This is a genomic window from Actinoplanes sp. NPDC051861 (genome assembly GCF_040681145.1).
Lineage (GTDB): Bacteria > Actinomycetota > Actinomycetes > Mycobacteriales > Micromonosporaceae > Actinoplanes.
On the sequence record NZ_JBFAYE010000016.1, the window covers coordinates 41654 to 55745 of the forward strand.

Below are 14092 nucleotides of genomic sequence, written 5' to 3' on the forward strand. Positions count from 1 at the left end.
TCAGCGTTCCTGGCGGGACATCCACTGCCAGATGTGGGTGCCGTCGATCGACGGGTCGTTGCGGGCGACGTAGATCCAGGACCAGTGGCCGGGGAACTGGTGGCCCTCCCAGACGACGTGGTCGTAGAGGGTCATCAGGGAACCGGGGATCAGGTCGTGGGCGTGCACGGTGTTGGCCTGCGGGTTCACGGTGGTGTCGTCGAGTGAGGTGACCAGCCAGGTCGGGGTGTCGATCGCGGCGAGTTCGGCGTCGGTGATCAGGTTGGTGACCACGCCGCAGATCGGCACCGAGGAGGCGAACGTCTCCGGGTAGACCGAGGTCATCTTCATGCTCATGTAACCGCCGTTGCTGCAGCCGACGACCGAGATGCGGTCGGTGTCGACGCGGTGGCGGCGGACCAGGTCGCGGATGATCTCGTGGATCAGCGGGGCGAAGCGCGGGCCGTCCAGCATCCACGCGGAGAAACTCTGCGGTGCGACGACGTAGGCGCCGCCGAAGATCCGCTGGGCGTCGCGAGTGGCGAAGCCGAGCGCGCCGCGGTTGGCGCGCAGGGTTGTCTCGTTGTCGTAGTAGCCGTCCGGGAGCGACGCGCCCTCGCCGCCGCCGTGCAGCCAGACGACCAGCGGGCGCCGGCCGCCGCGGTGGTCCGGTGAGAACACCCGGTACTTCATGCCCGAGCGCGAGGTGTGATAGCTGAACGCGTCGACCTCGCGGTTGACCAGGCGGCCCTGTTCGAAGCCCGTGATCGTGACCGGCCGGCCGCCGTGCAGCAGGAGCGGGCTGTTCTGGGTGATCGTGTACACGAGGTCGAGCCGGACGTTGCGGCCCTTGCTCACGATGTAGCCGAGCGTGCCGCCGCCGACCTGGCCCTCGGCGTGGTCGAGTTCGAGGACGACGTCGCCGCGGCGGTCGAGGCGGGCGGCGGTCACCGGGCGGTCCAGGTCGTACTCGCTGAAGATCTGGTCGCCTGGCGCGAGCGGGATCGGGCTGGTGGCCCTGGCGTGCACGGTGAACGTGCCCGGGGTGAGGCTCGCCGGGTCGATCGGCCCGAGCCGGCCGGTGCGGAGGGTGACGGAGGTGACCTGCTCGCCGCCGTCGAGCGTCTCGGCGTCGAGGGTGAAGCCGACGGTGCCGGGCCGGTGGCCACGGCCGGCGTAGGCGGCGCCGGGCAACGCGAGGCCGGCGGTGAGGACGGTGCGGCGTCTGATCTGCGCGGTCATGCGGACTCCCCTGGATAGCGAGGTTCGTCGATATCTGAACCTAACGCGGCGGAAATCCGGCGGCAACAGCACCCGGAACGCACCCCGCGCATTCGGAAAGAGCGCCCGCGCGGCGACCGATCCGGATCACGTGTCCACGCGTAGAACCTCCCTGATCCGCCGCGCCGTGTCGTTCGCCGGCGCTGTGGCGCTCGCGCTGACCTCGGCCACACCGGCGCTCATGGCCGCGTCGGCCGACGCCGCCGAGGTGGCGTGCGCCCGGACGCTGAACGTCGTGGCACACCAGGACGACGACCTGCTCTTCATCAACCCGGCGATCAGCGCGGACCTCGCCGCGGGTCGCTGTGTCACCACCCTGTTCCTGACCGCGGGTGACGCCGCGCGGGGTGCCGCGTACTGGCGGAGCCGGGAACTGGGTGCGATGGCGGCGTACGCGCAGATGACCGGCGGCACCACCTGGGTCGAGGACTCGTTGATGGTCAGCGGGCGGCCGGTGCATCGGGCGACGCTCGAGGGTACGGGAGTCACTCTGCTGTTCCTGCGCCTGCCGGACCGGGTCGGCGGGTGGCCGCTGCAGACGGTCCAGCAGCTGTGGCTCAATCCGGCGGCGAAGGTGACGGCGCTGGGCAGCCGGCAGATCTACACCAGGAAGGCGGTCATGTCCGTGCTCACGGGGGTGATGGCGGAGCTGGAGCCGGAGATGATCCGTACCCAGGACTTCCACGGGACCTACGGCGACGGGGACCACGACGATCATCACTCGGCGGCGTACTTCACCTATGCGGCCCAGCGGCGGTACGCCGGGAAGCACGGCCTTGCGGGCTACATGGGTTACGGGGCGAGCAAGCTGCCGGACAACGTGAGCGGTGCGGAGTACGACTCCAAGGTGGCGGCGTTCATGGCGTACGCGCCGCACGACTTTCACGTCTGTCAGGCCGCGGAGGTTTGCGAGCGGGGGCACTACCGGGGCTACTTCGCGCACAGTGTGACGGTGCCGATCCCCGAGGGGCCGGGGCGGAACGTGGCCGGGTGGGCGGCGCCGAGCGCGTCGTCGCAGGATGTGGGCACGGGACAGACGGCTACCAAGGTCGCTGACGGGCGGTTCAACCACGCGACGATCGGGGAGTGGGTCACGCGGGGCGGGCTGGCGGGGAGCTGGGTGAAGCTCAGTTGGCCGGAGGGGCAGCGGCTGGGGCGGGTGGTTCTGCACGACCGGCCGGGAGCGCGGGACCGGGTGATGGCGGGGGTGCTGACGTTCAGCGACGGCAGCACTGTTCCGGTGGGGGCGCTGCCGAACAACGGGGCGCCGCTGGCGGTGCGGTTCGAGGCGCGGGACGTGACCAGCGTGAAGTTCACGATCACCGAGGTCTCGCCGACCACGACTAACGCGGGGCTCGCGGAGTTGGGTGCGATCACCGCCCTCTGACGCGGAAGTGACGGCCCCTGTCTCGGTTCCGACAGCAAGCAGCTGGGTTTGCGGCACTCGAGCTCAGAACCATGCGACGGGGTGGACGTGACGCGCTCGGCGGCCCACTCGAACCTCGACCGGTAGGCCGAGCTGCTGGGCGATCGGTTCGATCGCCCGGTTGCCGAGTCGCAGGTCGATGTAGGTCTGCTCGTCGTCACCGCGTCCTAGAACGGGCCACCTGTCCGCGTTCTGAGCGGCCCGGTCTCACCCTCGAGCACGAACGCTGCCCAGAAGTACGGGTCCGTATGCCGTCGGCGCTGCTCGATCTGGGTTGCGCGCAGGGCCGCCGACCGCGACATGCCACCGAGCAGCAGGCGGTAGAACTGCTCCATGAATTCCCGGGTCTCGGCGTCCGGCACCTTCCAAAGGCTGATCAGCAGACTTCGGGCGCCCGCCGCCGCGCACGCCCATCGCAAGCCCAAAACTCCTTCTGCCGAGCGGGTGACTCCGAGCCCTGTCTCACACGCCGAGAGCACCACCATCTCGGTGGCGCGCAGGTCCAGCACCGACAGACGGTCGGCGGTGAGCACCGCCTCGGGCGTCGCCCCCGGGTCCCCGGCGAGCCACGCGTTCGCCCCGGCGAACGCAAGCCCGCTTCGGTGCAGGTCGTCATCGCCTGCGAGCCTGCCGAGCGGTCCCGGCCGGATCACCCCGCTGATGGACCACGGCTGGCCGTCCTCGACCCCGGAGAAGAACCAACTGACGCCCTCCTCCTCCCCGGTCACCTGATAACTCCACCCTCCGGCGACCGGTTTGAGTGCAAGTTTTTCCTCGGGCACGAAGTAGGCGTGGGTGGCCAGGTGCACGATCCGGGGCCCACGGGCGCCGAGGAGGGCGCTGCCGGTCGCACTCGCCCCGAGTCGCGGTGGAACGCCAAGCAGCCCGGCGACGACCTGCCCCTCGATCCGGCTCTGCGGCAGTGCTACGAAATCGCCCGGGCCGAAGTCGGGGTCGGCCAGCACCAACGCCGGGCCAGCTGGGAGTCGGTCGGCTCGGTCAATTCGGTCGAGTAGTTTCCGCCCGGTCGTCAGGTAGCCGATCTCGTACTCGTCCAGCAGGTTGGGCGTCGCGAAGCCGGGCAGCGCGGCGAACGGGATCTTCGTGAGGCCGCTGTCGGGGGCGATCAGCAGCGAAGACTGTGCCGGCGGCAGCGCCCTGACGACGGGATCAAGGACAGCCGCGCGGAGCCGGGCGCCGACGCGTGCCAGCTCGTCCGGGTCGGCGGCGCCGCTCTCGTAGCCATACATGCCTTCACCGCCGCGGCCGAGCACTTCCCGGAACTCCGCGGCCAACGCGTCGAGCGGATCGGCCGGCCCGAGGTCCACCATCTCGACCCGGCCGTCGCCGGTGAGCACGAACACCGCGTACCGGTCCTCGCCCCAGGCTTCGCGCCGCCACGGCGAGATGCCGAAATTCCGTGCCGTGAACCGGGCGTACTCCACCAGGCTCGTACTGACAGGCAGAGCAGCGGCGACGGCCCCGGTCGTGACGGTCCGGACGTCCGGCAGCGCACCGCCCTTCGTCTCCTGAGCCAGACGTTCCTCCAGCATCTCGCGGCGCTGTGCGGCTGCCGTACGGTCGGTGTCGTTGCCGTGGAAGACGGCGGCAGCAGTTTCGGCACTCACCCGGAACAGCTCCTCGCGGACCTCGCGGGCGGCGCCTGTGGTAGCCGCGCGATACTGCGCCAGCAGACCCTCGGCGAGTAGTCCTTTGCGGCGCAGGACGAGACCGTACGCGTCGGCAGCGGCGCCCGGCAGCCCGACTGCCAGGCTTACCGTCGATTCGTATCCGTGTAGCAGCGAGTCGGTGTGCTCGCGCCGTTGCGCCGCCGAACTGGCGCCGAAGACCTGCTGCAGCATGCGGTCCTGCTCCGCTGCGGCTTCGAGCATCAAGTCCAGGGCCTCTCGTGGCCGATTGGTCGTGGCGCACAGGTGAGCGACGTTGTACAGGTTGGTGGTGGTCAGCGAGCGGTTGCTGCGGTGACGATCAAGGGCGTCCCGGAGCAGGGGCTCAGCCTCGGCGTATCGGCCCTGGTCGCGGAGCAACTCGCCGAGGTTGTTAGTGACGTTCGGCATCAGACGTTGGCTCTGCGGGTAGGGGCGGGTCGCATAGAGCGCGAAACACTCCCGCCATAGCCGCTCGGCCTCGGCAAGGTCGTCGGTCTCCAGCTTGAGGACGCCGTAGTTGTTGAGCGCAGCCGGCAGCGCGTCGTCGTCGGCCGGCCGCAGGATCGCGATCGCCCGTTCGAACAGCGAAGCGGCCACGACGTACCGGCGCTTCTCCCGGAGCAGCGCGCCCAGATCGGACAAAGCTCTTCCCAGGTGGACCGACGCCGGGTGAGCCTTCTCCAGGATTGCTACGGCTCGTTCGCTCTCGTCTTGCGCTTGGGTGCGTCGGTGCATCTGACGGTGGATGTTGCCCAGGAGCTGGTAGGCGTAGCCTTGCTCGAAAGATCCGGTAACGGCGCCGTCGAGGGCTTGCCGAGCGGCTGCTTCGGCCTCGCCCAGTTCGCCGATGCTGTATGCCCCCGCGGCCCAGTTCAGATAAGCCGCGACGGTGCGCTTGTCGGCGGGGCCGAACTGCTGCCGGTACTGCTCGGCGACCGAGGCGTGCAGGGCAGACGCCTCGTCGTTCTGCCCGACCTGGAACAGACAGAGCGACAGGGCGGCTCGTTGCTCGGCCAGCAGGTAGTGGTCGGCGGGCAGGATACGCTCGGCCAGGTCGACGATGCGCCCCAGGACCGGCAGCGCCTCGCCGTAACGGTTGGTCTCGCGCAGCAGCTGCGCCAGGTTGCCGAGCGTCATCACCGCCCGCCAGTCATCGGTGTCGCCGGCCGCGTCGATCTCTGCGGCGGCCCAGCGCAGCTGCTCCTCTGCCTCGGCGATCCGGCGTTGACCGACCAGCGCGCTCGCCAAGTTGGACCGGCTGAACGCGATCGTGACTGGATCGGTCGCGGGATCAGCCCGGCGCAGGTCGAGCGCACGGCGCAGGTTCCGTTCCGCGCTCTCGGTGTCGCCGGCATCCAGCTCGGCGGTGCCCAGATTGGACAGGCTTATGGCGACCGACGGGTCACGCTCCCCGAAGTGCCGCAGCCGGATCGCCAACCCCTCACGTTGCTGCTGCACCGCGAGTTCGTAGCGGCCAGTCCGCCGCGCCAGGATTCCGATCGTGCTGTGGAGCTCGGCGTTCTCCGGGTGGTCGGGACCAAGCAACCGGCGCGACGGCTCGAGCATCTGCCACGCGAGCGCGAAGGCCTGCTCGTTGTGCCCTTGGTCCTGCAGCCGCCGCACCGCTTCGTAGGCGTTGCTCAGCTGTTCGAGCGGGTCGCTCATACGGGTAGCTCGAAACTCAACGGTTGCCCGTCAGGCAGTACCGCCCGGAACGGGAACATCCGCCACCGCCGGTAGGTGATCGTCGCCTTCACGGTCAGCTGCCCGACGGTGTTTTCGGCCCGCGGGGCCCGAACCACCAGCGCCAGCCGTTGCGTCCCGCGGATCTCCTCCCGGTCACTGCGCCGGAACTCCCACGAACAGGCGCTCTCGAGCAGTCCAAAGCTCTCGATGAACACCTCGGCGCCGGTTCCCTGGCTGTTGCTCTCCACCGTGGCCTCGACGAATGCCAACTTGGCGCCCAGCGTGACTCCACGAGTGACCTCGACCGGGCGCTCGGCTCGTTGCGGCGTCAGCGACCACACGATCGGCTGGTCAGCGGTGGCGTCCGGCGCCTTCAACCGGACCCCTACCTCGGCCCGCGCGATCCGCACGCCGTCGGCAGGGCGGAACGAGCACCCGAGGTGGACCAGATGAAACCGCCACCTCGGGTCGCCGGCACGGACGAACTCGACCAAGGCATCATCGGCCTTGACCGTCTCCTCGGTGACCTCCTGGACGAGCGGGACGCCCAACGTCACCACATCCGTAAGGGCGGGCGGCCCACCACCGGCACGAGTGGTGCCGCTGTCGCCGACAAGGGCAACCGGCAGGGACTTGAGCACAGGAAAGTCGATGTACAAAGTGATCATCCTCTATCGAGCCCGGGATTGAGGAGCATCATCTCGCCCACGCGACAACGCAGCAATCGTCCGTCAGTGGCCTTGCCCGCGGGTAACGTTGCGTGCACGTCAACGCCAACACGGCCGCCAGGGCCAGGGGCGCTCTGCGGGCGAAAGACGTCTGCCTCGCGGTAGGCATCGGCACCGAGCCCAAAGGCACCGAAGGCATATTCACGCCTGCTGAGGCGAGGGGCGGCCGGCGGTGGCGTCGTTGCCGGCCGGGGCCGCGTTGCCGCCATGGTGACGCGGCCGGATTGCGACCGGCGACGATCCGTGGCCGATATCAACCGGCACCTGGTTGACGGAGCGAACCGCGTGATCGTCGTCGCCGATGCCTCCAAGCCGGCCGGCGCGCGTTCGCCCGGACATGCCCGATCGAGTCGATCGACGTCGTGGTGACCGGTGTCCGGGTGATCAAGCCTGATATAGGCGGATCAACCCGGACCAAAGTTAATTGATAAGCATTGATATCGAGCTTGTTAAATGTAATGCTGGTTCTGGGAGCGCTCCCAATGTCGACCGCCAGAGACGGAGGACCTGTATGCGTTCGAACAAGCCATTGAGAGCACTGATCCTGGTGTTCAGCGTGATGGCCGGCCTGCTCGCCTGGTCAGCTCCGGCGCAGGCCCACGGCACGATCATCAACCCGATGAGCCGCGCCTACCAGTGCTGGAAGACCTGGGGCAACCAGCACATGAACCCGGTCATGCAGACCCAGGACCCGATGTGTTACCGCGCCTTCCAGGCCAACCCCGACACCATGTGGAACTGGATGAGCGCTCTGCGGGACGGCCTCGGCCAGCAGTACCAGGCCCGGACCCCCGACGGCCAGCTGTGCAGCAACGGCCTGTCCCGCAACGACACGCTGAACCAGGTCGGTGCCTGGAAGACCACCAGCATCAGCCGCAACTTCACCGTCCACCTGTACGACCAGGCCAGCCACGGCGCCGACTTCCTGCGGGTCTACGTCAGCAAGCAGGGATTCAACCCGACCACCCAGAAGCTCGGGTGGGGCAACCTCGACCTGGTCCACACAACCGGTCGGTACGCGCCGACACAGAACATCCAGTTCAACGTCTCGACCTCGGGATACACCGGCCAGCACATCCTCTTCGTGATCTGGCAGGCGTCTCACCAGGACCAGGCGTACATGTGGTGCAGCGACGTCACGTTCGCCTGACCGCCACACCTCCGGCCCGGGACATGATCCCGGGCCGGCCCGGCGCTCACCGGCCCGGGGGACCGGCGAACGGGAACCACTCGACGGTCCTGAAGTCGCCGGTCTCGACCCACTCGTAGGGTGCGCCGCTCACGCACTGCGGCACCGACTCGGTGCTGCCCGGGTCGAGGACCCAGCTGTAGCCGACGCGGTCGTGGCGGCCGTTGTCGAAGACGGTCATGCCACGGCGGACGCCGATCCACTCGGGCTTGCTGCTCGCGGTGATGACACCGGTGACGACGGCGACCTTGCCGCCGACCACCAGGCAGTCGATGTCGCCCTCCATCCAGGCGCCCTCGCCGTTCAGGTAATGGCTGACCCGGAACGTGCCCCGGACCTCCAGCCCGAAGCCGTGCGCGTCGAAGTCGAAGCGGATGTCGTCGCCGGTGGGCCGCCAGAGCGTGGCGGAGCCGACCAGGCTGGCCTCCTTCGGGGTGGGACGCGGTTTCGCCGCGGCGGCCGGTGCGGCCGAGGCCGTCAGGACGGTGCCGGCGGCGAGCAGGGCCAGGAGCGCCTTCTTCATCGCTGTTCTCTCCTCTGTCGTCTGTGGACATCAACAGCCTCGCCGCCGGCGCCCGGGGAGAACTCCCCACCCGGAGGGGACCGTCTCCCTCGGGCGGGGGAGCGTCGCACTTCAGGAGGTGCCCGGGGGAGGGCCCGCGCGCTGGAATGAAGGCCCGGCCCGGAAGGAGCGCCCCATGAACGAGGAGACGGATCCTCCGGCGGCGGTCGCGGTCTCCGGTGAGCCGATTCCGGTGGCCGATCCGCCGAGCAACCTCGAGGCGTGGGCCCGCGCGAGTCTGCGGCACATGTGGCCCGGCGACGATGACGACGATCCGCAGTTCCTGCGCGGAATCGAGTGAGTGCGAACCCATGCAGGAGGAGTGCGATGGACGTCCACGATGTGCCGGTCGAGACGATGGACCCGCTGGAGTTCGCCCGGCTCGTGAAGCAGATGCGCGGCGACGAACTGCGCGGGCTGATGCGCGGTGAGCGGCGTACGGCAATCCTCGATCATCTGGTCGCCGGGATGACCTCGGCGTTCCGTCCGGAGGTCGCCGGTAACACCCGGGCGGTCGTGCACTGGCGGATCGGGGACCGCCCGGACGGCGGTGCCGACACCTATCAGATGGTGATCGGGGACGGGCGGTGCGTCCTGTCGCCCTCGCCGTCCGGCGAGCCGCAGCTGACGCTGAGCCTGGACGCGGCCGACTACGTCAACCTGGTCACCGGCAACGCACACGCGGTGGTGCTGGTGATGCGGGGACGGATGAAGACCTCCGGCGACCTCGGGCTGACCGCGCGGTTCCCCCGTTTCTTCGCAGCGCCCCGGCCGTGATCCCGCCGTCCACGCTGGCCGTCGTCGACCCGTCCACCGGTGCCGTCTTCGCCGAGGCGCCGGTGTGCGGCCCGGAGCAGCTCGACCGGGTCATGGCCGAGGCGGACCGGGCGTTCCGCGACTGGCGGTGCGCGGAGGAGACGCGGCGCTCGGCGCTGCGCCGGGCGGCCGAGGTGGTCCGTGACGCGCGCGAGGAGCTCGCCGCGCTGATCACCGCGGAGCAGGGCCGGCCGGTACGGGAGTCGATGGCCGAGGTCATGGCGTCGGTGACGTGGCTGCGCTACTACGCCGACCTGGAGCCGGACGAGATCCTGGTACGCGGCGACGCGCGGGTGACCCGGCGGCCGCTGGGCGTGGTCGCGGCGATCACCCCGTGGAACCACCCGCTCGCCATCGCGGTGTGGAAGCTCGCGCCGGCGCTGCGGGCCGGCAACGCCGTGGTGCTCAAGCCGTCGCCGTACACGCCGCTGACCACGCTGCGCCTGGGCGAGCTGCTGCGCGACGTGCTGCCGCCCGGCGTGTTCACGGTGGTGACCGGCCCGGAGCCGCTGGGCGCGTGGATGACAGCCCATCCCGTACCGCGGAAGGTGAGCTTCACCGGCTCGCCGGAAACCGGGCGGCGGGTGGCGGTGGCGGCCGCCGCCTCGCTCAAGCGGATGACCCTCGAACTCGGCGGCAACGACCCGGCCGTGCTGCTGGACGACGCGGACCCGGAGAAGGTCGCGGACGGCGTGTTCTGGGGCGCGTTCGCCAACAACGGGCAGCGGTGCATGGCGCTGAAGCGGCTGTACGTGCCCCGCGGGATCCACGACGAGGTTGTGGAGGCGCTGGCGGTACGGGCCCGGGAGGTGCCGGTCGGCGCGGGTGCGGACCGCCGGACCAGGATCGGGCCGGTGAGCCTTCCGGCCGGGCGGGACCGGGTGGCGGCGCTGGTGCGGGACGCGGTCAGCCGGGGCGCGAGTGTGGCGGCGGGCGGGCGGGCACCCCGGCGGGCCGGGTACTTCTACGCGCCGACGGTGCTGGGCGGCGCTGACGACGGGATGCCGGTGGTGGACTGCGAGCAGTTCGGCCCGGTGCTGCCGGTGGTGCCGTGCCGGGATGTCGACGACGCGGTGGCCAGGGCGAACGCGTCGCCGTACGCGCTCACCGCCTCGGTCTGGTCGGCGGATCCGGACCGCGCCGCCGCGGTCGCGACGCGCCTCGACGCCGGGCAGGTGTCGGTGAACACGCACGCCGGCGGTGTCCGCCCCGACCTGCCGTTCGGCGGGCACAAGGAGAGCGGGCTGGGGGTCGAGAACGGTCCGTGGGCGGTCCACGCCCACACCGACCTGCACGTCCTGGTCGGCTAGAGCCTCCGGGCGGCGATGTCCGCGCGCAGCGCCTTCTTGTCGGGGATGGTGGCGACGACGCGGAGGCGTTCGGGCAGTTTGAAGTGGGCTGTGCCGGCCGCGAGCATGACCTCGCGGACGTCGGCGAGTCGCACGTCGGCGCCGGGGTGCGGGACCACGTAGAGGCAGACCCGCTCGCCGAGATCCGGGTCGGGCACGGCCACGGCCGCCGCGGATGCCACACCGGGGACCTGGTGGGCGAAGAACTCCACCTCGGCCGCGGAGATCTTCTCGCCGCCCCGATTGATCATGTCCTTGGCGCGGCCCACGATCACGATGTTGCCGTCGGGGCGGCGCCGGACGATGTCGCCGGTGCGCAGCCAGCCGCCGGGTGCGAAGGCGCGGGCGTTGAAGCCGGCGGCGCGGTAGTAGCCGCGCGGGGTGCAGGGGCCCCTGGTGAGCAGCAGGCCCGGTTCGCCGTCGGGCACCGGGTGGTCGTGCTCGTCGACGACGAGCAGTTCGTCGTCGTCGCAGATCGGGCGGCCCTGCGTGTACCGGGCCACCTCGTCCGGGTCGTCCAGGCGGGTCAGGCAGACCAGGCCCTCGGCCATGCCGTACCCCTGCTGCAGCCTCCGGGCCAGGGCGGGCACGATGCGGTGGGCGACGTGGGCGGGCAGGTGCGCGCCACCGACGAGCATGATGTGTACGGAACTGAGGCGCCGTCTGTCCGGACGGGCCCGCAACCAGCTCCGCGCGATCGCCGGCACCACGGCCGTGGCGGTCACGCCCTCGCGCTCGATGACGTCGAACGCCGCGGTCGGCGCGGGTGAGGGTGCGACCACCACCCTTCCGCCGGAGCGCAGCGTCGCCAGCATCATCCCGAGCGGCATGCTGTGGGCCATCGGCAGTACCGCGAGATAGACGGTGTCCGGGCCGAACCCGCTGAGCTCGGCGGCCCGCCGCACGTGGCAGCCGTAGTCGTCGTGGGTGCGCGGGATCAGCCTCGGCACCGTGTCGACGCCGCCGGAGAGGACCATGAGCGCGACGTCGCGGCTGTCCGGGGCCGCGCTGTCGAGTTCACGGCGAGCGCGGGCGGGGTCCGGCGCGGGACGGATCAGGTCGTCGAGGGTGTCGCCGGCGACGAGGACGTGGTCGAGTGTGGGGGACTCGGCCGCTATCGCGTACGCCATGTTCCGGTGATGGAAGGCGGCAGGTACCGCGAGCGCCCGCGCCTCCGCGTGCCGGACCAGATAGCCGATCTCCCGGCGGCGGTGGTCCGGCACGGCCATCACCGGTACGACACCGGCACGCAGACAACCCAGGGTGAGCACCACGACCTCGGGGCCCGTCGGCAGCTGCACGACGATCCGGTCGTCGCGCCGCAGACCGAGCTCACGCAGGCGGATCGCGGTGCCGTCGACGCGCGCGGCCAGTTCCCGGTACGTCATCCGGACCCCGCCGTCGACGAGCGCGACCGCTTCCGGGCGCGCGTCCGCGGCGGCCAGGACGGGAGCTGTCAGGGTCCGGTCGTCCCACCAGCCGTTGCGGGCATACCGGGCCGCCACCTCCGCCGGCCAGGGCACGACGCCGTCCCGGGTCGGGCTGACCGTCATCCGCTGCTCCTCCCCGTGGCAACGGCGACGGGCGCCGCCGGCCGGTCGCCGGCGACGCCCGATGCGGATGTCAGGAGTTGCGGGGGCAGTTCTGGTAGACGGCGAGCCGCCACTGCCCGTCACGCTTGACGAGGATCCAGGACGCCCGGATGGCGGCCTCGTCCGGCAGTGTGTCGGCGCCGGCCGGGATGACGCCGCCCTCGGTGATCAGGGCGACCGCACCCGGGCCCAGCGGCTTGATCTCGATCGGCTGCCCGATCACGCGGGTGCCCTGGTACGGGCCCTGGAACGCGGCCGCCATGAACGAGCGGATGGCCTCGCGGCCCTGGTGGTAGCGGCCCGGCAGGATCAGCGTGCCGTCCTCGTGGAACAGCTCGGCGAACGCGTCGGTGTCGTGCGCGGCCCAGGCCTCGATCATCCGTTTCGGGAGTGCGGCGATCTCGGCCGGGTCGACGGCCCCGGGCGCGGTGGTGGTCTCGGTGGTCATCGGCAGTCTCGCTTTCCGTCTCAGATGTAGAGCGTGTTCGGCGGCAGGCCGCACAGCACCCGGCCGTACAGCTCGGCGTTGGTCTCCGGGTGCATCAGGGCGTGCAGGTGAGCGGCGTGCACGTCGCGCTGGATGCGCTGGATGGGCACGTCCTCGTAGATCGACGAGCCGCCGCTGGCGCCGCCGAGGATGTCCACGGCCTGCTTGGTCCGGGACACCACCGCGCCCAGTCCGGCGCGGGCCCGGGCGCGCTCCTCGACGGTCCAGCCGGCGCCGTCCGCGCACTTGCCGTCGACCTGGCCGGCCAGGCGGTACGCGTGGAACTCGGCCTCGTCCAGGTGCTGCACGGCGGCGGCGACCTGGTGGTGGGTCAGCGGCGCCTCGGCCTGCGACGCGTACTCGGTGTAGGTGATCTTGCGGTCCGGCAGGCGCTCGAGGAACGCCTCGCGGGCCGCCCGCCCGAGCCCGATCAGCGTGCCGACCGACGACGCCGAGGCGACCGGCAGCAGCGGCGACCGGTAGATCGGCGAGTCGGCGTTGCGCTCGGAGGCCGACTGTCCCTGCAGGATCAGCGGCAGCGGGAGGTAGTGGCCCTCCGGCACGAACACGTCCTGCGCCACCGTGGTGACGCTGCCGGTGCCGCGCAGGCCGGAGGTGTGCCAGTCGTCGATGATCCCCAGCTGGGACATCGGGACCATGGCGACCACCGGGAGCGGCTGCTGATCCGGGGTGATCAGCACCGCGACGATCTCCTGCCAGGTGCTGTGGTGGGCGCCGCTGATGAACTTCCAGCTGCCGTTGACCACGATGCCGCCCTCGGCGGGGGCGGCCATGCCGGTCGGGCTCAGCGTGCCGCAGACGCGGGAGTCGGACTCGCCGAACACCTGGTCCTGGACGTGGTCCGGGAACAGACCGGCCATCCAGGTGGGTATCCAGTAGACCGAGGCGACCCAGGACAGGGAGCCGTCGGCGCGGCCCAGTTCGGCGGCGACGTCCACCAGCGTACGGGTGTCGGCCTCCAGGCCGCCGTAACGCTTGGGGGTACGCAGGCGGAACACGCCCGCGTCGGCGAGTGCGTCGATCGAGTCGTCCGCCAGGCGGCGCGTCTCGTCCGACCGGACAGCATTCTTACGCAACTGCGGTACGAGCTGGGAGACCCGGTCGATCAGCTCGTCGCGCGTGACAACGTTGGTCGCCAACAGATTCCTCCTCGATGCCGGAGGCGCGCGCGTGTGACGGCGCCGAAGTCGACCGTCGCATCGGCCCACCGGCCACCGCATCTCCGAGCGTGCGCGGCGGCCGTCGCGGCCTGGCAACAGCGCACCTCGGGAGACGTGCGGCCCCGCGGGCCGGTGCGACGATCCTC

General features: G+C 70.8%; 12 protein-coding genes. 5 read left to right on the forward strand and 7 right to left on the reverse strand.

Features of this window, described 5'->3' with window-relative positions; genetic code table 11:
• Window positions 1–1221 carry a PHB depolymerase family esterase gene (locus AB0M02_RS32365; protein ID WP_364233772.1) on the reverse strand — a complete coding sequence of 407 codons (1221 nt, stop codon included), beginning with the start codon at window positions 1219–1221 and terminating at the stop codon, window positions 1–3.
• A 130-nt stretch (window positions 1222–1351) separates the two neighbouring features.
• Here AB0M02_RS32365 and AB0M02_RS32370 point away from each other — a divergent pair, with 130 nt between their 5' ends.
• Window positions 1352–2647, forward strand: a complete 1296-nt coding sequence (locus tag AB0M02_RS32370) for a PIG-L family deacetylase (protein WP_364233774.1) — start codon at window positions 1352–1354, stop codon at window positions 2645–2647.
• A 206-nt stretch (window positions 2648–2853) separates the two neighbouring features.
• Here the strand turns inward: AB0M02_RS32370 and AB0M02_RS32375 are convergent, their stop codons facing one another.
• Together AB0M02_RS32375 and AB0M02_RS32380 are read right to left on the reverse strand one after the other, a co-directional pair.
• On the reverse strand, window positions 2854–6021 hold the full coding sequence (locus AB0M02_RS32375) for a CHAT domain-containing protein (RefSeq protein WP_364233776.1): 3168 nt from the start codon (window positions 6019–6021) through the stop codon (window positions 2854–2856).
• The gene (locus AB0M02_RS32380; RefSeq protein WP_364233778.1) at window positions 6018–6710 is read right to left on the reverse strand and encodes a hypothetical protein; all 693 of its coding nucleotides are present in this window, start codon (window positions 6708–6710) and stop codon (window positions 6018–6020) included. The genes AB0M02_RS32375 and AB0M02_RS32380 overlap by 4 nt, the downstream gene beginning before the upstream one ends.
• A gap of 571 nt (window positions 6711–7281) precedes the next feature.
• On the opposite strand from AB0M02_RS32380, the gene AB0M02_RS32385 reads away from it, so the two are divergent.
• Complete coding sequence (locus AB0M02_RS32385) at window positions 7282–7920, forward strand: lytic polysaccharide monooxygenase (protein WP_364233780.1); 639 nt, start codon at window positions 7282–7284, stop codon at window positions 7918–7920.
• A gap of 46 nt (window positions 7921–7966) precedes the next feature.
• On the opposite strand, the gene AB0M02_RS32390 is transcribed toward AB0M02_RS32385, so the two are convergent.
• Window positions 7967–8482 carry a hypothetical protein gene (locus AB0M02_RS32390; protein ID WP_364233782.1) on the reverse strand — a complete coding sequence of 172 codons (516 nt, stop codon included), beginning with the start codon at window positions 8480–8482 and terminating at the stop codon, window positions 7967–7969.
• A 175-nt stretch (window positions 8483–8657) separates the two neighbouring features.
• On the opposite strand from AB0M02_RS32390, the gene AB0M02_RS32395 reads away from it, so the two are divergent.
• From AB0M02_RS32395 to AB0M02_RS32405, 3 genes are read left to right on the forward strand one after another with little or no spacing between them, the layout of a single operon-like run.
• Window positions 8658–8822, forward strand: coding sequence for a hypothetical protein (locus AB0M02_RS32395; RefSeq protein ID WP_364233785.1), 165 nt, complete (start codon window positions 8658–8660; stop codon window positions 8820–8822).
• Between the two features lie 26 nt (window positions 8823–8848).
• On the forward strand, window positions 8849–9298 hold the full coding sequence (locus AB0M02_RS32400) for an SCP2 sterol-binding domain-containing protein (RefSeq protein ID WP_364233788.1): 450 nt from the start codon (window positions 8849–8851) through the stop codon (window positions 9296–9298).
• Window positions 9295–10647: an aldehyde dehydrogenase family protein gene (locus AB0M02_RS32405; protein ID WP_364233791.1), complete on the forward strand. Its 1353-nt coding sequence runs from the start codon at window positions 9295–9297 to the stop codon at window positions 10645–10647. Before AB0M02_RS32400 ends, AB0M02_RS32405 begins: the two co-directional genes overlap by 4 nt.
• Here AB0M02_RS32405 and AB0M02_RS32410 read toward each other — a convergent pair.
• From AB0M02_RS32410 to AB0M02_RS32420, 3 genes are all read right to left on the reverse strand, one after another.
• The gene (locus AB0M02_RS32410) at window positions 10644–12239 is read right to left on the reverse strand and encodes an AMP-binding protein (protein WP_364233794.1); all 1596 of its coding nucleotides are present in this window, start codon (window positions 12237–12239) and stop codon (window positions 10644–10646) included. The two genes, AB0M02_RS32405 and AB0M02_RS32410, sit on opposite strands and share 4 nt — an antisense overlap.
• Window positions 12240–12309: 70 nt before the next feature.
• A complete protein-coding gene (locus AB0M02_RS32415) occupies window positions 12310–12726 on the reverse strand; it encodes an SgcJ/EcaC family oxidoreductase (RefSeq protein ID WP_364233796.1) in 417 nt (138 codons plus the stop codon).
• Between the two features lie 20 nt (window positions 12727–12746).
• A complete protein-coding gene (locus AB0M02_RS32420; protein ID WP_364233798.1) occupies window positions 12747–13925 on the reverse strand; it encodes an acyl-CoA dehydrogenase family protein in 1179 nt (392 codons plus the stop codon).
• Window positions 13926–14092: the final 167 nt, after the last annotated feature.